Consider the following 17,335-nt stretch of genomic DNA (forward strand, 5'->3'; position numbering starts at 1 on the left):
GAGACACATGAGCAATACAGACAGCTTCCTGAAGAAATGGCACCAGGCCGTGCAAACCGGCGACATGGAGCTTCTGCATTCCATCATTGCGGAGGATGCGTCGCTGTTGTCGCCCGCGTTCTGGAAGCCGCGCGTCGGACGCGACAAGGTGGCCATGGTACTGAAAGCGGTATCTGACACCTTTCAAGAACTGACCTACACCAAAGAATGGGTCGACGGGAATGAGCTGATCCTCGAGTTCAACACCCGTGTGGGTGACAAGACGATCAAGGGCATCGACCGCATCACCCTGAATGACAATGGCTTGCTCACCGAAATTGAAGTGCTGATCCGCCCCATGAACGGGCTCACGGCGCTTGCCGCCGCGCTTGATGACAAGCTGAAGGCACTGATGGCATAAGAATGTTTGTGGGCATGGGCCCCTTTCGGGTTCCCAAATGCTCCCCGATATGTTCAAGTGCCCTTGGGGAAGATCACAGATTGTGCCTGCACACGAGCGCAATTCCTGATCGGGACTAGGTAACCTATAGCCTGCGGCGAACCGGCGCAGGCTCAACTGCGTTATCATAGGAACACCACGTTATGACACCCCACCTCCACCACATCATGAAGACGAGCCTTTCTGGTTTTGCGGCCCTCACATTGAGCGCTGCCACACTCGCGGACATGAGCACTGCCGACATTCTCGCGCAGGAAGCCCTAGAACAACAAAACCTCAAGAAGGCCGTTCGCTGTATGGAAATTCTCGAGGTAGAACTGGATGTCGGTCGCTTTGGCAGGGAATGTGTTGCGGAAGGGCATATCGAGCATGCCCCCCGTGTGCCCGGGGGCAAGGAAGGCTTACTTCGTTATTTTGCCGCACAGCTCGAGAGGTTTCCCAAGATGCACGCGGACATAAAACGCGCCGGCGCAGACGGTGACCTCGTCTGGATGCACATCCATTTCAAGGCAAAGCCGGACGCCAAGGGAAACGCAGGCATGCATATTTTCCGCATGGAAAATGGAAAGTTCGCTGAGCATTGGAGTGTTGGGCAACCTGTTGTTGACTCAACCCTGCACGATAACTCGATGTTCTAGAAGAACTGGAATTGCACGAGACGCTGAAAAAGCTGGGGCGGTGACTGCAAGCAATCACCGCCCAGAAGAACACGGAAGATGGGTTGGAAGACCGGCCCGTGGCACGGGTTGTCCCGGAACCGGCGACACACCGAAGCGCATCTAACCCCCCTCACCCCAAGGAGGCGCCCACCACTGAGAGGTGAGGAATTGGGTCTCCGCTTCCATGTCCATGATACCTGCTACCACCACCAAAATGGGCAGGCATCCACGCAACGCACCGACGCTATCCATTCCTGACTTTTTGGTCAAGTTTAAAAATGCAAAAATTCTCGGTGCTGAATGCAAGAGTATGGAAGTGGGGAACTGCGTCAGTTTGCGGGCTGTGGCGGCGACTTGAATTTGTCCGACGCGTCGGTGCGGAAGCCGTACGGCAGCACCCGGCGCACCGTCACCGTATTGGGGCTGGAGAAATAATATTCGAGGCCGCTTTCAGCCAGCAGGCGGGCAAGCGCATCTTCGGCGCTCATATTGCCCTGAAGCGGCAGGCACGGCGGCAAGGTGCTGGTATCAGCGGCAAGAATAAGCTGCACCCGCGCCTGTTCGGAATAGCTGAGAAGCGCGTCGGTCATGGGCTGCGCCGGAATATCAAACGCAAGATCTCGCGGGATATCAGTCGCATGCGCAGCAGCCGCCTGACACATCAGCGCCAAAACGATTGAAAGCACGCTCGCCTTGCGCGCCAGCCGCTGCATTATTGCTGACCCTGTCATCACATCCCTTATCAAGCGGCGCCTAAGCCGCCCTTCCCTTAAACCATCACCATATGGGCAAAAGATTGCAGCCATATGGCAGCGCTGTGCCTTTAGAACCTGACGGTCACACGCGCATAATAATATCCGCCATTGATGCCCCACGGCATCGCGACCCACGGATAGACAAAATTACCAAACGCCCCTTGCTGCCGACCTTCCGAAATCCAGCGCGCGAGCGCGTTGTTCGGCAGCTTGTCCGGGTAGGTATTGAGAATATTGTTGGCGCCAATCGCGAACATCACATTTTCCGTCACATCGTAGGACACTTCCATATCCACAATGACGGCCGAGCCCGCGCTTGTGGTCGGTGACCGGTCAAGGCCATACACATCATACGCAAGATGCGGCGGAATCCCGTTGCCCTGAGCGGTATAATAAGCAGATTCCGTGTTGCCGTAGAAATTGGCACGGATCAGCGCGCCAAACGGGCCACGGTGATAGTCTGCCGTCGCGTTGGCGCGGAAGCGCGGTTGCCCCTTCTCCACATTCACGCGTTCCGCAAGCGGGAAAAACACTTGTGACGGAATACCGTTTGGTGCGTTCACCTCCTGAATGCGGGTGCGGTTCCAACTGAGGCTGGTGGAAAGGTCAAGCACACCACCGGCAAAATCCGTCTTCACGCAGGCCACGAGGTCCACGCCCCAGGTTTCCGTGTCAATCGCGTTCGAGAAGAATGAGCCCGCTTCAATCGCACCGAAGCTGACCCCTTCCGGCAGCAACAGCGTGGGGCCAAGCACGATGCGGTCCGCAATCGTGATGCGGTAGGCATCAAGGGTGACAAGCACACCCTCATCCGCTTCCCACACCGCACCGAGCGACAAGTTGGTGCTGGTCTCGTGCCGGAGCTTGTCGACACCGTAGGTACGCGGCAAGCCATGGCCTTCAGGCGCAATCAGGGTTTGCAACAAGCCTTCGGAGGTGGTGTTCGTGATCACGCTTGAGAAGGCACGCTGCGCCAGCGCAGGTGCGCGGAACCCGGTTGAAGCCGCCGCCCGGATGGCAAGCGCAGGCGACAGTTGCGCACGCGCTGACAGTTTCCCGGTCAGTTGGTCACCCGTTTCGTCATAGCGTTCGTACCGCGCGGCGGCTGTCATCCAGATATCGTCAGACGGCTCGAGCTCGGCCTCGATATAAAGCGCAAAGCTGTCACGCCCCTTGCTGCCCTCCACCTCGCGGCTATAACCGGGAAAACCCTGGAAACCACAAAAGGCGACTTGGTCGGGGTTGAGGATTGAGGGTGCATACTCACCGTCCACAAAACCGCAACTGTATGACGCGGGGTCACCGGCATCGATGGTATATTGCTCGTCCCTGAATTCGAACCCGTAGGCGAGGTGCGACAGCAGGCCGGACTGGAAATTCCCGCCCGACGCGTCGAAGTTCACCGTCAGTTGATCAAAGCTGAGCGCACCGGAATAGCCTGATGTGGGGCTACCCGTTACCGGGTCACCGCCGTTATAATATGCGGCGGAAGCGAGCGAGACATTCACCGTATTGCGCGCGCCAAAGGCAAACTTTGTGGTGCCATAGGTGGCGCTCAGGTCATAGTCCCAGCCGTCCTCACCTTCATAGCGGAAGCCGATAGCCTGGCTGAAGTCCGTCACCTCAGTCTCCTGCAGCGGCAGGAAGCCATCCGGGTAAAGCTGCGGCACCGTGCGGCTTGCGACAAAGGGGTGGCGGTAAAAACCTCCCGACAGCCCGTTCCGGTCACTGAAACCGCCGAAGCTGTATACAGTTGCCGGGCCGTCGCCCGCGATCTCGGCATTCCACATCATCGAGGTGGCCTCTACATCGGTGTCACCAATCAGCATGATGACATCACCGGTGATGGAGCTGGGCCCCGCCCGGTTGGTGGGGCCCTTATCGCGGTACTCGGCCGTCAGGTTCAGAAAGCCGTTTTCCGACAGCGGCAAGCCCGCATTCGCGGCCACATAATAGGTGTCGCCATCACCCTTGTAGGTCTGGCCCCAGCTGGCGGTGACCATGCCACCTTCCTGCTGGTCGTTGAGCACCACGTTGATCACCCCAGCAATGGCGTCAGAGCCATACTGCGCTGACGCACCGTCACGCAAAATCTCGATGCGTTTGATCGCGGCGACGGGAATGGTGTTCATGTCTGTACCGACGGACCCCTTGCCCACCGTATTCTGCACATTCACCCACGCCTGACTGTGGCGGCGCTTGCCGTTTACAAGGATCAGAACCTGATCGGGCCCCAGGCCACGCAGGGTGGCGGGACGCACGATATCCGTGCCGTCAGAAATGGTGGTTTCCGTATAGTTGAAACTGGGCGCGAGGGTCTGCAGCAGCCGCCCGGTTTCCACGTGCCCGGTGTGGCGCAGGCTTTCGGTGCCAATCAGGTCAATGGGCACATCGGTTTCGCCCACTGTGCGGCTGCGGTTGCGCGTGCCAACGGTGATCAGCTCTTCAAGGAAAACCTCATTCGCTTCATAGGCCGGGCGGTGTTTGCGCTCGTCGCGCTTGCGTGCGTCCACTGCCACCTGCCGCTCAGCGGGCGCCACAGGCACATAATCGGGTCGGGTGCGCACAATCACGGTATTGGGTCCGGTGAAGCGGTATTCAAGCCGGGTACCGCCAATCAAGGTTTCAAGCGCTTGGGTGACCGTGCGTTCGCCCTTCAGCGCTTTCCTGAGCGCAAGGTCCTTGGCTTCATCGGTAAGGATAAGCTGCACGCCAGCCTGTTCCGAAAAAACGAGCAAGGCCTGCCTGAGCGATTGGGGTTTGATATCGAACTGGACCGAGCGGTCATTGATCTGGAAGGCCGCAACTGCGAGCGGGAGTGCGACAGCAGGCGCCGCGACCACAAGGGTGGTTGCGACCGCGCCGGCAAGCCTTCTCCTCCAGGCCCGTGCGGACAAGTCCATAATATACTTTCCTCCCGGACGGCACCGCCATCAGGCGATGCCATAAACACCCGCTCCTTGAGTGTTTATTGTAATCAGCGACTACCTCTTATGGGTAGCTTATCTGACTACAGTATCGGAACTTTCGTCCGCCATCATCAAAATTGTGTTGCCCTCAAGCCGCACAACTTCAATGGGATAGCCCTCCTGCAGGCCTTCAAGCCACGCCTGAACCTGATCAGGATAGACCGTGCCGGTAAACCGCAGGCGCCCTACCGCCTCGTCACCGATTTTGATTTCAGTCGCCAGATAGCGGTTCAACTCGCCAATCACATCGCGGATCGGCAGGTCCACCATCGTCAGTACACCCACGCGCCAGCCGAGGTCCGTGACCGCAGCGGCAGGCATGATCGGCTCAAGCGACATACCGCTCAGCGAATAGCTGGTTTGTTTACCCGCTGTCACCAGCGCGACAGGCGGCGTGTTCTCGGTGTCCGCGCCAGATTGCGCATCCGCCACCGGGCGCACCGCAACGGTGCCCTCAAGCACATGCACTTCCACGTCACCTTCGGTCTTGCGCACGTTGAACACCGTACCAATAGCTGTCACGCTACCAAGGCCCGCGCGCACCACAAACGGGCGCTTCGGATTTTTAGCCACGGTGAAGATGGCTTGGCCTTCATTGAGGGTCAGGCGGCGTTCGTTCGCCGTATAAGTCACGGAGATGGCGCTGCCCGCGTTCATCTCAACGATGGAACCATCGGTAAGCTTGACCACGCGCTGTTCGCCGGCTGCGGTCTCATAAACATGTGTGGTTGGCTGCGGTGCTGGCTGTTCGGCGCCTGCAAGCAGGATGTAAACCGCCAGAAGCGCGGCTGCGACACTGGCGGCCATCGCGCCCATCCAGCCCATGTTCAGGCGGGGGCGGCGGCTTTCGACCTCCTGCGAGGACACCATGGACAGCACGGAGCCACCGGCGGCCACTTTCGGCTTCGCCACTTTGACGGACGGGCCAGCTTTCGCAAGGCTGTTGATTTCGGCTTTCGTGGCGGTCTCAAGCACGCCCCAAAGCGCCTCGAGGCGGCTGAATGCACGGCGGTGACCTTCATCCGCCTGCAGCCATTCCTGCCACTCGTGAAGCTCCGACCCGGAGATCGTACCGTCCTGCAGGCCGAGATAATAATCGGCGGCCTGTTCCAGCACTGCTTCACTGATTTTACATTCACTCACTGGCATGTGCCCAGCCCCTATTGAATACTCCACGCGTCCAGTTCATCGCTCAGCTTGTCAGCACAATGAACAAGGGCACGTAAAACGTATTTTCGCACCATGGAGGACGTCAGCCCCATGTCCTCCGCTATGTCCTCATAGCTTCGGTGCCTGAATTTATACTCGATGAATGCATGACGGCATTTGGGCGGTAGTGCGCCCACGCAGTCCAGCACCTTCTCAAGTGACTGCTTGGCGGCGAGCGAGCGTTCCGGCGTAAAGCCGAACATCTCGTTCACCTGCTGCTCCGGCGTGGCTTCTTCCACATAAGCCTGCGCCAAGCCGCGACGTCGCACCCGGTCTATGGCGATATTGGTCGCCGTCCGGAAGAGGAATGCCCGCAGGAACCCGATGGTGCTGCTATCGTCAAGGCGCAGAAGCCGAACATAAGCCTCCTGTGCTACCTCAACTGCCTCCTCATGCGACTTGAGCCGGCTTGTCAGATAACGCACCAGCTCCTCGTTATGGTTCTGAAACAGCGCCTTGATGTCATCTTTCGATAGCGGACTGTCAGCCGCGGCACCTTCCCGTGCCGGGTTTTCGTCCCCATTCAAAAGTGGCTCGCGTGCGCGCTCCATACCCATCCTCCTCGCATTCAAGGACGAACAACATAGCGGCGTTGGGAATGAAATTGTGAAAAAATTTCAGCCCCCGGCGCTTTTTCTGGAATCCTGTTCCCTTCCCTCGTAACCGGTTACATCAGTGCGCGGCGGCACTCAATAAAAAAGGGGGACGGAAGGCCCAAGGCCAATCCGCCCCCAGTTTTGGGTAACGCGAGAAATACCCAAATCCTGATAGTCCAATGCCCTAGAAATAGCGGGTGAGCCGAAGCGTCACCTGACTGTCTTTCCGTAAGCCGTAGAGAATATTCGTGTTGTCCACATTGGCGAAAAAGCGGCTTTCAAGTTCCACCACCCAGTAGTCGCCGAAACGGCGCGATGCCTCGACAAGCCCGGACATGGAACCGTCATTCAAATCCACGATCACACCGCCGAGGATGCTTGTATCCTCCGCATCGTTGAGCGCGAGGCGCAAGCCACCAAAAAGGTCATTGTCCGCCGTTGTAATGGGCGCAATCGCCGGGTCGTCCGACCGGCCGTCATACTGATATTCCATCAGCACGCCGAGGTCGGCACCGGATTCCGTGATGCCGTAGAAGCTGTATTCAAAGCCGCCAACGGCTGCCGCGAAGGTCTCGAACGGGGTGTCTTTCACGATCCCCTCGAACTTCCAAAGCCATGCCTCGTGTGTGTACTGAATGTCCACACCCACCTGTGTCATATCATCATAATAGGGTGCGAACAGGCCACGTGCGGGATCAAGGATCAGCCGCGGGTCACGGTCGGTGCCGTGGAAGAAGGAAAGCCCCACATCCCAGTCACCAAAATAGTGGCTGTAGCGCAGTGCAAAATCCACGTCTGCATTGTCGTCCCGCCCGCCATCAAAACGCGCGAGGTCGTTATCAACGAGGAGAGGCGTGCGGAAGCGGCCCTCTTCACCCGGGAAGGTGCGCTTGCGGAAGGCGGGCATCACATAGGCCGTGAGCTGCCCCAAATCCTGAAGCGTGGAGATTTCCACCATCGGCTGGCCAAGCTTGTCCTCGTTATCGATATCCTCAACCGTGTCGAACTGGTTGATGATATCCACAAGGTGGCGGCTTTCCGCCACGCCCCAATAGACTTTGGCGAGGCCTGCCCGCACGGTCCAGCCATCGCCGTTCCAGCGCACATAGGCCTCGCGGGCGTCTACGTGGGTGCGGTCGCCGTCTTTTGCATCAAGGCGCGCATAGGGCACAAAAACAAAGTCCCAGCGGTTCTCGGCGTCAGTCCAGCGAATGTCGCCCTCCAGTTGAAGCGACGGTTGGAAGGTGTCAAGCTGGCGGGGATATGCGCCCCTCTCGAGAAATGTGCGCATCTCCAGACCCGCCGAGCCTGACACCTCCCATTCACCCGCGTGTGCCGTCTCCGGCGCACTGGCAAGGCTCGCAAGGGCGGTCACCAGACACGGGAGTGAATTCCGTAACGCTAAAGCCATAAAGCCCCCAATTCCTTAGCGGATGGTCTTCAGAACGCCCTTGTCGAAATCATTGTCCGACAGGCCGGTCTTGAAGGTGTAGTCACCATAGGAAAGTGTGGTGGACTTGTTCGTCTGGTGGTTCTGCATCGTCAGCGTATGCGCGCGCCACACGCCGTCATACTCGCGGTAATCCGAGAGCGTGAGGGTCTTGAGCAGCGTGTCCTTGCGGTCATAGAAGTCGATCTTACGGGTCTGGTAGACCTCCTGGTCGATATAGGCGACCTGACGGGTGTAGCCGGAGTTTTCATAAAGCGGGAAACGCTCAACCACGTCCACCTTCATGCCGTCAAACTCTTCTTCGCCGATGAATTTGTAGCTGTATTTATTGAGCTCCGTGGACGTGAAATCCTCAAACGCAAACTCGGAACCCACAAACGGGCCGGACTTGTTGGCGCTTGAAATACGCTTCACACGCTTGAGCGCGGGCAGGAACAGCCACTGGTCATCCGGCTCAAGAATTTTGGCGTGGGATAGAAGCGCCGTGCCCTGCACGTCCCGCGGGGTGACAAACACGGTGAGCGACTTGTCGCCCACTTGTTCACTCGCGCGTTCGAGCGTCTTGAAATACATCTCCCGCGTCGAGGTTGCGCCCGCAGCGTTGGTGAGCGTCATAACGGCCGTCACTTCGCTGTCGCCAAAACCGGTGTCCGAACGGTCGGACCGGGCGGCAATCTCAAGGCCCTTGTCTTCCGCCTCACCAGCCCAGGTCACCGGGCTGATGAGGGAGTAACCGAGTGTCAGCACCGCCAGAATGGCAGCGAGACGACTACTGCGCGGCTTGCGTTTGTGCATCATTCTTGTCTCCTGTCGTATGGTCATTTTTTGTGTCAGCAATCCATTTGCCCGACCCTCTGAGCATGAGAGCAGGCAGGAAAAGAAAGTCAAAAATAAGGGCAAAGGTGATCGCGAGCGCGGTCAAAAGCCCCAGGTCAGCATTCATCTTGAAGTGCGACGTGGCGAGATAGGCGAAACCGATCACCAGCACCACGGTATTGACCACAAGCGCATAGCCCACCGTCTCGAACGCGTATTTGATGGCGCCCGCACGGTCATAGCCCTTCTCCCGGATACCCCGCACATATTTCGCGAGGAAATGCACGGTGTCATCCACCACGATGCCGAGGGACACACTGGCCACCGCCGCGACCGAGAAACCGACCGTGCCCACAAGAAGCGCCCACGCGCCAAAGGCGGAGAGGATCGGCAAGGTGTTTGGCACCATCGAGAGCGCGCCAATCTTGAAGGACTTGAGCGCGATCATCATCACGATACCGATGGCGACAATCGCCACGATATTGCCGGTGATCATGCTGGCCACGTTGCGTTCCGCCACATAGGTGAACATCACCTGCGCGCTGGTCGGCACCGTTGTCTTCATATAGTCGGGCGCGTTATCGGCGATCCAGCCGCGCGCGGCGTTGAGGAAGGTTTTCGTCTCGGTCGTCGAGATGTTCGAAAGCGTTACCGTCACCCGCGTGGCAGATTTGTCGATATTCACCCGGTCATTGAGGTCAAGCCCGTAGGGGAGTGAGAGTTCATAAAGGAGCAGATACTGCGCCGAAAGCTCACGGTCATCCGGCAGTTTGTACCAGCTTGCCTCGTCCGCGTGCATGTTGCGGTTCAGCCGCTTCATGATGTCGGTCAGCGAATAAACGTGGGTCACGTTCGGTTGCTCACGCAGGAAGGCGGTGAACTCGTCCAGCTTTTCAAGGAACTCCGGCTCGCTCACACCACCGGGGCCCGGCGACTGCACGGAAAACTCGATGGGATAAAAGCCGAAATACTGGTTCGAATAGTCCGCGTCCTGCCGGAACTGGATCGACGGGTCGAAATATTCGGTCCACTGGTCATTGAACTCAATGCGCGGCATCGCGGCGATGAGCAGCAGCGCCGCACCCCCAAGGCCGTAAAACAGCGGCTTGTTATATTTCACCACAAAATCCGCCAACTTGCCCATGAAGCTCTCGCCCGTTTCAATGCGCGGCTTTGGCGCACGAACCGGCAGGATGCTCATCATCGCAGGCAGGAAGGTGACGGACATGGCCCATGCCACCACAATGCCGACAGCCGCGATATTGCCAAGGTGCCAGAAGGGCGGCGCGTCAGAGAAGTTGAGCGCGAGGAAACCGATCGCGGTCGTCAGCGATGTCACCATCACGGCAAGGAAGTTCACCCGCACCGCTTCCACCAGCGCTTCACGCTTCGTCATACCCGCCGCCATGGAGTTGCGCATGGTAATGAGGATATGCACCGCGTCCGCAATGGCGAGGGTGAGGATGATGGTGGGTGCCGACAGCGCAATCGGCGTGAGGCCAATCCCGGCAAAGCCCGCGGCCCCCATGCCAATTACGCTTGCAAAGGCAATCATCAAGAGCGTCACCACCGTGCCGGAGATGGACCGCACCGTCACCGCCATCAGCACGAGTAGCAGCAGGTACATGAGCGGGATCATTTCCGTCGTGTCGGCAAAACCGGCTTCCTGGAACGCGTTATTGAGCATGGAAACCCCGGTCATGCGGATCTCATGGTCCGGGTGCGCTTCAATCATGCGGTCACGAAGGTCTCGGGCAAAAGCCACCGCCTGCGGCACCTCAAAGGGGTCCGCCTGCGGGTATTGCACCACCACGTTCACGGCAATCGCGCGGGCATCTGCTGTCACAAGCTGGTTGCGCATCAGCGGTTCGGTGAGCGCGATCTGGCTCTTTTCCGCCAACTCATCCGCGTTCAGGCTTTCCGCGCCTTTCACCAGATCCTCAACAATGAGGTCATCCTCCTCCGCATAGGTATGCTGGAAGTTGGACGGTGAATCGACCCGGATCGAGAACGGGATTTGCCACGCTTCATTGGTCAGCTCTTCCACCAGTGCCAGGGTGTCGGCGTTAAATACGTCGCCTTCCTTGGGTACGATGGTGAAAAAGAAATTGTCGTTTTTGGTGTAGGTATTCTGGAAATCTTCAAAGGCCTGAAGCTCAGGATTGAATTCCGAGAAAAAGTCACGGTAGTTGTTTGAAAAAGTCAGGAAACGGGCGCCGGATGCGACCCCCACTGTAATCATCAAAGTGGCCAGAATGATAAGCCACCGCTTTGCGATCACGAAATTTGCCAGTTTGACGGCAAATTCATCAATCGCAGTCATTGTCTTCGGCATGATCTGCTCCTCGCTATTGTGCCCCGCATGTGCGGGTTGTCGTGCCTCGGGTCTTGCTGCCTGGTGATCATACGAAGGGGGTGCTGACAAAAAATGTCAGTAAGCTGCTCCCCCGGACCGAAACTTTGGTCTCTTTAAACGCCTCAAGCTTGCCCCTATATGGGATGGTGATTATAATTTTTGAAATTGATATTTCTGACATCGGAAATTCATACCATGAATTTAGCGGGTATAGATTTAAATCTTCTGGTTGTTTTTAATGCCGTAATGGATGAGCGGAACGCCACACGCGCGGGCCGCAAGATCGGCATGTCGCAACCGGCTGTCTCCAACGCGCTCAACCGGCTGCGTTACCTGATGAAGGACGACCTGTTCGTACGCGGGCCGGACGGCATGCGCCCGACCGCCCGCGCGCTTGAGCTTGAGATTCCGGTCCGCCGCGCGCTGTCGGAGCTTGAAGAGGCGCTCGACCCCGTCTCCTTCGACCCGAGGAATGCGGAGCGTACCTTCACCATCGCGACCGACGACTATATGGCCATGACCCTGCTGCCATACCTGTCCAGCTATCTGGTGAATGAGGCACCGGGCGTGAACATTCACACCACCCCCGTGCAAGGGCGCCTGTTCGAGAAGCTCGATGCGCAGGAGGCCGACTATGGCCTCGCGCCCATGGGCGATGATGTGCCGGAACGTTTCGGCCGCATGGAAGTGGGCACGGACCATTTTGTCTGCCTCATGCGCACGGACCATCCGCTGGCGCAATATGATGAAATCCCCTTGGAAGAATATGCCGCCGCGCGCCATATGCTTGTCTCGCCCCGCGGGGACCCACGCGGCTTTGTCGACGAACAGCTCGAAGCCATGGGCATGAGCCGCCGTCTGGTGATGGTGGTCAACCACTTCGGTTCCGCGCCGATGATCATCAGCTCATCAGACCTTATCGTCACCGTGCCCTCGCGCATGGCGGACAAATGCACCGAATTTTTCGACCTTCATGTGGTACCAAGCCCCATCAGCCCACCGCCCGGCATGGTCGGCGCGGTGCTTGTGTGGCACAAACGGCTGACCAACCACCCGGCACACACATGGTTCCGCGACCAGATCCTGCGCGCGAGCCGCGACCTTGACGAACACGGCCTCAAACGCCCCGACAACCTGCTGCACGGTCGCCAGTGCATGGCCGAAGGCCTGCCAAAAGGCACAAGCATGAGCGTGCGCGAAGTGGCGGCACAAGCGGCGGTGAATAAACGGCCAGCGGAGTGAGGGCTATGTGCCGGAAGGCCATGCTAATATGACAAGCTACGGGATAAAGGCATCAAACCTCTTCCGTAAGAGCATGTTCGTCTGCACAAACTTCCAGAAGCTGGAAGGTAGCCTGCCCGGGCATAACCTCCCCAAAGCGATTGGTGAGGTCCGGGCGGTCTATTTCAACAACCCCGGCACGCTTGAAGACGCCCTGATTTTCGCGACAAACGGTATCTGGCATCTTGGCCCTCGAGAGGCGCAGCACATTCCCTACACGGCAATCACAGGCGTTACCTCTCCCACAGGTAAAACAGCCTCCCAAACTTCAGAGATTGATATCCAGCTGACAGAGGGCAAGCTCATGACCTTACCCATTCGCGGCGGCGATGGGCGTTTCAGAGACTATTTTTCAATGATGACAGCAATCCAAGGGCTTGTCCGGCTCAATACCTAGGGCGAAATACTTCCCTGAACTGCATTCACCGCAAACGCCTTTTAAAAGGCCTGCTAATAATGACACCAACCTTGCTTATCAAACCCAAATGACCTATTATAAGACCTATTAGAAAACCCAAGGAATGGTCATGGCTGCCACACATCTTATATTGGCCGACGTTTGCGCTGGCATTTCGGAGCTCAAGAAAAACCCCATGGCGGTGGTGGAACAAGGCGACGGCGCGCCCGTTGCCATCATGAACCGCAGCGAACCGGCTTTTTATGCCGTGCCTGCCGCCGCGTTTGAAGCCTTGATGGACAAGCTTGAAGATATGGAACTCGCCGCCCTCGTTCGTGAACGGGAAGGCCAGCCCGAGATTGAGGTGAATATCGATGACCTATAGGCTTGTTTTCAAGGAACAAGCCAAAAAGGAATGGGACAAGCTGGACGCCACCGTGCGCAAGCAGTTCGCCGCCAAACTAAGGGAAAGGCTCATAACTCCGCGCATTGAAGCCGCACGGCTGAGCGGCATGACCGACTGCTATAAAATCAAACTCCGCCGCGCGGGCTTCCGGCTCGTCTACCAAGTGCGGGACGGCGAGCTTGTCGTCTCCGTCATAGCTGTTGGCAAACGCGAGCGCAATTTTGTCTACAAACAGGCAGTAAAGCGGATTTGAGCGGGCGGAGTGCGGATGTCTAACGGGTAGTGTAGCTTTTCCTAGCTTAGCCTTACGACGAACGGTGTATTTTGTTTACCGCCCGTTACTCAAACCTGATCATCGAAAGGTCAGCCCTAACGGCTTCTTTCACCACCGAAGGCACGGGTATCTGAACTGAACGATTCATCGAGCGAGGGCTAGGCAGGAAACTTCCCTTTTCAGTGGCAGGCTTGGCCAGCAGCACAACCCAATCATGTGCAAAGGTCTTCTTCATCATTGGCGAGCAATAGGTTGCCAGTTCAACATATACCCATTCGCTGAACAAACGGTGTTTGAGCACCTCAATATTCAGAGTGTAAAAGGTATGTGTCCCATCAGGCTTTGACATGTCTGCCAGTCCTGCCAAGGAAAAGGTGGAATGGACGATATCGGCCAAGCCTTTTTTGCCGTCGTACTCACTTTCCTGCATGCGATATTGCTGCTGATAGAGTTTTTCCTGTGGGCCAGGGTTTCGCTTGGGCAAGCCGCTACGGATCATATTCAGATTGCCGCCACTATATACCTCGTAGATATCGAAATCCGGCAACGCTATCGGCCCATCCTTATCAATCAACATCTTGATAGAACAGGAGGAAAACTCACCTGCATATTTGATGTTGATGGCAAAATAATCGACAAATTTTGGCAATTCCTCAGATACATAGCTCTCAGGAAACCCATACCCGTTCGCGAAGTCGCTGCTGTAAGCAGCATGTGTCTTATAGATTATCGGGCCCGCAAAATGGGTAACTTCGCTACGATCATTGATCCGAAATTCGGATGGCCCCAAATTCGAATGAACCTCAATACCATTCGGTGCAGTGTTCGCTTCGGTGGGCAACCTGTCCTCTGCACCGACAAAGTTGAACACACGCAACGTCAATACGCCAAAAAAAGCTCCCGCAAAAAAACACAAAATTATTGCCCGCTGTTTTTTCATCACCCCCCCAATCTATGTGGCTCACCCGCAGATGCATATACCAACTGCTCAAGGATCACTCTAATAGTAGCCCAATCAATACTTCCATCTACCATACAGTATCGCCAACGGTCCATTTACCAGCGCAGAAGGCGCGTCATCACCTCTTCCGCCCGAGCCTCGGCACTTCGGCCGGGCGCTCGCCGGTGGTGAGCCATGTGTCGTAATAGTCGATCTTCTGTTCCACAAGCTTGAGCGCGGCGCGGGTTTTGGCGAGCTCTGCCTTCACCCGCGTACGGTGCGCCTTGAGGAGTTCCAGCCGGTCGGGCAGGCTTTTGCGACCCCGCATCACAAGGGCGGCGTACACCTGCATCTCGGCCACTGACATGCCGGTGCGCTTCAGCTGGTCGATAAACTCAAGCCAGCCGATATGCACCGCCTCATACACGCGCCTGCCGCCCGCGTCGCGCCTAACGCCGGGCATCAGGCCCTGCGTTTCATACCAGCGAATGGTATGCACGCTGTGGCCTGATGCTTCCGACAGTCCGCCAATATAAAGCTCAGGCGCTTTGCGCATGGTTCGGGGCTTCAAGGGCTTCTTCGACAAGGCTGGTGTCCATATATTCATTGAGGTGTTTCATCTTACCCCCCGCAAGCCGGACCACATAACAATGGCTGTTGTCATAGGCCTTGCCGGTTTTTGTCGTCACCGCGCCCTGGCATTCCACCACCACAAAATCGCCGTCCGCAAGGATGCGGTGCGCTGTGTTGCAGTACTGTGTGGCAAACTGGGCAAAGAGCGGTGCCAGCAGCTTCTCCCGCACTTCCTTCTTGCCCTCATAGGTGCCGGACCATGCGTTCCGGCCCGGCAGGGTCCATGCAAAATCATCGGCCATCGCATCCACAAACGGTTTGCCGTTGCCGCGCGAAAGCTCGTCCATAATGCCAGTGATAAGCGCCTTGTTCTGCTCTGTAGTATACTCTGCTGTCATGATCCCGGGTCTCCTTGTTATCTGGGAGAGGCGAGTATCCAACCTCGAGTAAACTCTAGATCAAGCGAAAAGTTTCAAATGCACAGGTCATTGGAAAAATTGCGCTTTTCATGAAAGCACTCATCATCGCTGCATGTTTTTCGCTCAAATTACACACCCATTCACCGATGTGTGCGCCCTATTCACCAGCGCATAAGCGCTATCCTTTGCCGCTGCTTCCGCCTGCCCTATGTTAGGGACATAAGCCACAAGCGGGGGACGCGATGAAAGACGGTGATACACCAGCGAACAGCATGGACGTGTGCACGGCACTTGCCACAAGGCGCAGCGTGCGGGATTTCAGGCCCGATAGGGTGCCGGAAGCGCTGATTGACGATATCCTCAGCGACGCCCTCAACGCCCCCTCATGGGGCAATGTGCAGCCCTACAGGGTTGCTGTGGCAAGCGGTGATGTGGCGAAGGCGATCTCGGCTGACTATATGCACCACTTCACGGAGGGTGGGCGGTTCCAAAAGGCGTCGGCGATGGGCAAGCTCAAGATGTGGCTATCGGGTTTTCGCGGGCCGGACGGCGACCACACCACCATCATGACCTACCCTGATGAGCTGAACGAACGCTACCGGGAGACCGGCAAGGGCATCTATGGTGTGCTCGGTATCGGGCGCGAGGATAAAGCCGCCCGCGTGCGCCAGATGGCGCGGAATTTTGAATTTTTCGGCGCGCCGACCGCGCTGTTTATCTTTGCCAGTGAAGAGCTTGGCGCCTATGGCCCCCTGGACGCTGGCGCGTTCATCCAATCCATCGCGCTGGCCGCCCACGCCCGCGGCCTTGGCACCTGTGCCCAAGCCGCGCTTGCCACCTGGGCCAGCCCGGTGCGTTCGCGGTTTGAGGTGCCTTCGGGTTACAAGCTCATTTGCGGTATGGCGCTTGGCTACGCCTCGGACGCGCCAATCAACAGCTTCGCGCCGGTGCGCCGCACGGCCGAGAATGTGAAGCTTTCGCTGAAGTCTTAGAAAACCGTCAGCACACCACGGGAGAAATTGGCGAGGGTCATGTTCGCCTCACCCGCCCGCCGGATGGCGAAACCCGTAGGGGCAGACAGCGCCACCAGTGCGGTGACGCCAGACCTTGCGGCTTTCTCGACAATCTCGAACGACGCCCGGCTGGTCATCAACACGAAGCCGTCGCTCGCGCCCAACCCCTCGCGCACTATGGCGCCAATAAGCTTATCAAGCGCATTGTGCCGCCCCACATCCTCGCGCACCAGCATCACCACGCCGTCACCGTTCACAAACGCCGCGCCGTGCACTGACTTGTTGAGCGCCCTAAGGGGCTGCATCTTCTCAAGCGCTTCAGCTGCCCTAGTGACCACACTGGCGTCCAGCGCCTTCGGGTGCGCCGCCACGGGCTCCAAGCTTTCGAACAGCCGTTCCGCGCTGTCGATACCGCAAAGCCCACAGCTTGTGCGCCCCTCCATCGACCGCCTGCTTTGCCTGAGGCTCAGCCGCTCAAAACACTTGGCGCTGATGGTGACATGGATGTCGATGCCCTGCCGGCGTTCATGCAGCTCCACCTTGGAAATATCCGCTAGGCCATCAACAATGCCTTCCGTCAGCGAGAAGCCGGTGATAAAATCATGGAGGTCTGTGGGGCTCGCCAGCATCACCGCGAAGGTGAGGCCATTGTAGATGAGGGCGACGGGCGCTTCCTCGGGCACGTGCCACTGAACGGTGCTGCCCTCCTGCTGCCCGGCGGTGACAAGATCCGCCTGCCAGAGGGAGGCGTTTTTAGGCCCCTCCGGCGCGGTCATGGCGCTA

At 57.7% G+C, this 17,335-nt stretch carries 18 protein-coding genes; 7 read left to right on the plus strand and 11 right to left on the minus strand.

Going from position 1 to position 17,335, the window contains the following annotated elements; genetic code table 11:
- Nucleotides 1-7 precede the first annotated feature (7 nt).
- Entirely contained in the window at nt 8-400 is a 393-nt protein-coding gene (locus tag B150_RS0115375) for a nuclear transport factor 2 family protein (protein ID WP_020400834.1), read from the plus strand.
- Between the two features lie 182 nt (nt 401-582).
- Nucleotides 583-1,077: a nuclear transport factor 2 family protein gene (locus B150_RS22600; RefSeq protein WP_020400835.1), complete on the plus strand. Its 495-nt coding sequence runs from the start codon at nt 583-585 to the stop codon at nt 1,075-1,077.
- Nucleotides 1,078-1,427: 350 nt separating this feature from the next.
- On the opposite strand, the gene B150_RS0115385 is transcribed toward B150_RS22600, so the two are convergent.
- The 7 genes from B150_RS0115385 to B150_RS0115415 all read right to left on the minus strand — a co-directional run bounded on the left by B150_RS0115385 (nt 1,428) and on the right by B150_RS0115415 (nt 11,228).
- Nucleotides 1,428-1,811, minus strand: a complete 384-nt coding sequence (locus B150_RS0115385) for an STN domain-containing protein (protein ID WP_020400836.1) — start codon at nt 1,809-1,811, stop codon at nt 1,428-1,430.
- A gap of 110 nt (nt 1,812-1,921) precedes the next feature.
- Nucleotides 1,922-4,756: a TonB-dependent receptor gene (locus B150_RS21400; protein WP_020400837.1), complete on the minus strand. Its 2,835-nt coding sequence runs from the start codon at nt 4,754-4,756 to the stop codon at nt 1,922-1,924.
- Nucleotides 4,757-4,855: 99 nt separating this feature from the next.
- Entirely contained in the window at nt 4,856-5,971 is a 1,116-nt protein-coding gene (locus B150_RS0115395) for a FecR family protein (protein WP_020400838.1), read from the minus strand.
- An 11-nt stretch (nt 5,972-5,982) separates the two neighbouring features.
- Nucleotides 5,983-6,582 carry an RNA polymerase sigma factor gene (locus tag B150_RS21405; protein ID WP_020400839.1) on the minus strand — a complete coding sequence of 200 codons (600 nt, stop codon included), beginning with the start codon at nt 6,580-6,582 and terminating at the stop codon, nt 5,983-5,985.
- A gap of 229 nt (nt 6,583-6,811) precedes the next feature.
- Nucleotides 6,812-8,038, minus strand: coding sequence for a hypothetical protein (locus tag B150_RS0115405; protein ID WP_081611486.1), 1,227 nt, complete (start codon nt 8,036-8,038; stop codon nt 6,812-6,814).
- Nucleotides 8,039-8,053: 15 nt separating this feature from the next.
- Entirely contained in the window at nt 8,054-8,875 is an 822-nt protein-coding gene (locus B150_RS0115410; protein ID WP_020400841.1) for an outer membrane lipoprotein-sorting protein, read from the minus strand.
- Nucleotides 8,847-11,228: an efflux RND transporter permease subunit gene (locus B150_RS0115415; RefSeq protein ID WP_020400842.1), complete on the minus strand. Its 2,382-nt coding sequence runs from the start codon at nt 11,226-11,228 to the stop codon at nt 8,847-8,849. The genes B150_RS0115410 and B150_RS0115415 overlap by 29 nt, the downstream gene beginning before the upstream one ends.
- Nucleotides 11,229-11,444: 216 nt before the next feature.
- Here B150_RS0115415 and B150_RS21410 point away from each other — a divergent pair, with 216 nt between their 5' ends.
- The 4 genes from B150_RS21410 (at nt 11,445) to B150_RS0115435 (ending at nt 13,586) form a co-directional block, all read left to right on the plus strand.
- Nucleotides 11,445-12,491, plus strand: coding sequence for a LysR family transcriptional regulator (locus B150_RS21410; RefSeq protein WP_081611487.1), 1,047 nt, complete (start codon nt 11,445-11,447; stop codon nt 12,489-12,491).
- A gap of 28 nt (nt 12,492-12,519) precedes the next feature.
- Nucleotides 12,520-12,927: a hypothetical protein gene (locus B150_RS0115425; protein WP_155860094.1), complete on the plus strand. Its 408-nt coding sequence runs from the start codon at nt 12,520-12,522 to the stop codon at nt 12,925-12,927.
- Nucleotides 12,928-13,057: 130 nt separating this feature from the next.
- Nucleotides 13,058-13,312, plus strand: coding sequence for a type II toxin-antitoxin system Phd/YefM family antitoxin (locus B150_RS0115430; protein ID WP_020400845.1), 255 nt, complete (start codon nt 13,058-13,060; stop codon nt 13,310-13,312).
- Nucleotides 13,302-13,586: a type II toxin-antitoxin system RelE family toxin gene (locus B150_RS0115435; protein WP_020400846.1), complete on the plus strand. Its 285-nt coding sequence runs from the start codon at nt 13,302-13,304 to the stop codon at nt 13,584-13,586. Before B150_RS0115430 ends, B150_RS0115435 begins: the two co-directional genes overlap by 11 nt.
- An 85-nt stretch (nt 13,587-13,671) precedes the next feature.
- Here the strand turns inward: B150_RS0115435 and B150_RS0115440 are convergent, their stop codons facing one another.
- The 3 genes from B150_RS0115440 to B150_RS0115450 all read right to left on the minus strand — a co-directional run bounded on the left by B150_RS0115440 (nt 13,672) and on the right by B150_RS0115450 (nt 15,518).
- Nucleotides 13,672-14,547: a hypothetical protein gene (locus B150_RS0115440; protein ID WP_020400847.1), complete on the minus strand. Its 876-nt coding sequence runs from the start codon at nt 14,545-14,547 to the stop codon at nt 13,672-13,674.
- A 139-nt stretch (nt 14,548-14,686) separates the two neighbouring features.
- Nucleotides 14,687-15,103, minus strand: a complete 417-nt coding sequence (locus B150_RS0115445) for a MerR family transcriptional regulator (protein ID WP_020400848.1) — start codon at nt 15,101-15,103, stop codon at nt 14,687-14,689.
- Nucleotides 15,087-15,518: a nuclear transport factor 2 family protein gene (locus B150_RS0115450; protein ID WP_020400849.1), complete on the minus strand. Its 432-nt coding sequence runs from the start codon at nt 15,516-15,518 to the stop codon at nt 15,087-15,089. The genes B150_RS0115445 and B150_RS0115450 overlap by 17 nt, the downstream gene beginning before the upstream one ends.
- 263 nt (nt 15,519-15,781) lie before the next feature.
- On the opposite strand from B150_RS0115450, the gene B150_RS0115455 reads away from it, so the two are divergent.
- On the plus strand, nt 15,782-16,531 hold the full coding sequence (locus tag B150_RS0115455; protein WP_020400850.1) for a nitroreductase: 750 nt from the start codon (nt 15,782-15,784) through the stop codon (nt 16,529-16,531).
- Here the strand turns inward: B150_RS0115455 and fdhD are convergent.
- The gene (gene fdhD, locus B150_RS21415) at nt 16,528-17,328 is read right to left on the minus strand and encodes a formate dehydrogenase accessory sulfurtransferase FdhD (RefSeq protein WP_020400851.1); all 801 of its coding nucleotides are present in this window, start codon (nt 17,326-17,328) and stop codon (nt 16,528-16,530) included. The genes B150_RS0115455 and fdhD overlap by 4 nt on opposite strands.
- Between the last annotated feature and the right edge of the window lie 7 nt (nt 17,329-17,335).

The organism is Kordiimonas gwangyangensis DSM 19435 = JCM 12864 (assembly GCF_000375545.1).
Taxonomy (GTDB): domain Bacteria; phylum Pseudomonadota; class Alphaproteobacteria; order Sphingomonadales; family Kordiimonadaceae; genus Kordiimonas; species Kordiimonas gwangyangensis.

Bases quoted from the DNA above. Each gene is read 5' to 3' on its own strand.
- fdhD (WP_020400851.1), bottom strand. From the start codon at position 17,328: ATGACCGCGCCGGAGGGGCCTAAAAACGCCTCCCTCTGGCAGGCGGAT.
- B150_RS21405 (WP_020400839.1), bottom strand. From the start codon at position 6,582: ATGGAGCGCGCACGCGAGCCACTTTTGAATGGGGACGAAAACCCGGCA.
- B150_RS0115375 (WP_020400834.1), top strand. From the start codon at position 8: ATGAGCAATACAGACAGCTTCCTGAAGAAATGGCACCAGGCCGTGCAA.
- B150_RS0115455 (WP_020400850.1), top strand. From the start codon at position 15,782: ATGAAAGACGGTGATACACCAGCGAACAGCATGGACGTGTGCACGGCA.
- B150_RS21400 (WP_020400837.1), bottom strand. From the start codon at position 4,756: ATGGACTTGTCCGCACGGGCCTGGAGGAGAAGGCTTGCCGGCGCGGTC.
- B150_RS22600 (WP_020400835.1), top strand. From the start codon at position 583: ATGACACCCCACCTCCACCACATCATGAAGACGAGCCTTTCTGGTTTT.
- B150_RS0115440 (WP_020400847.1), bottom strand. From the start codon at position 14,547: ATGAAAAAACAGCGGGCAATAATTTTGTGTTTTTTTGCGGGAGCTTTT.
- B150_RS0115445 (WP_020400848.1), bottom strand. From the start codon at position 15,103: ATGCGCAAAGCGCCTGAGCTTTATATTGGCGGACTGTCGGAAGCATCA.
- B150_RS0115430 (WP_020400845.1), top strand. From the start codon at position 13,058: ATGGCTGCCACACATCTTATATTGGCCGACGTTTGCGCTGGCATTTCG.
- B150_RS0115410 (WP_020400841.1), bottom strand. From the start codon at position 8,875: ATGATGCACAAACGCAAGCCGCGCAGTAGTCGTCTCGCTGCCATTCTG.
- B150_RS0115395 (WP_020400838.1), bottom strand. From the start codon at position 5,971: ATGCCAGTGAGTGAATGTAAAATCAGTGAAGCAGTGCTGGAACAGGCC.
- B150_RS0115405 (WP_081611486.1), bottom strand. From the start codon at position 8,038: ATGGCTTTAGCGTTACGGAATTCACTCCCGTGTCTGGTGACCGCCCTT.
- B150_RS0115435 (WP_020400846.1), top strand. From the start codon at position 13,302: ATGACCTATAGGCTTGTTTTCAAGGAACAAGCCAAAAAGGAATGGGAC.
- B150_RS21410 (WP_081611487.1), top strand. From the start codon at position 11,445: ATGAATTTAGCGGGTATAGATTTAAATCTTCTGGTTGTTTTTAATGCC.
- B150_RS0115450 (WP_020400849.1), bottom strand. From the start codon at position 15,518: ATGACAGCAGAGTATACTACAGAGCAGAACAAGGCGCTTATCACTGGC.
- B150_RS0115385 (WP_020400836.1), bottom strand. From the start codon at position 1,811: ATGCAGCGGCTGGCGCGCAAGGCGAGCGTGCTTTCAATCGTTTTGGCG.
- B150_RS0115425 (WP_155860094.1), top strand. From the start codon at position 12,520: ATGACAAGCTACGGGATAAAGGCATCAAACCTCTTCCGTAAGAGCATG.
- B150_RS0115415 (WP_020400842.1), bottom strand. From the start codon at position 11,228: ATGCCGAAGACAATGACTGCGATTGATGAATTTGCCGTCAAACTGGCA.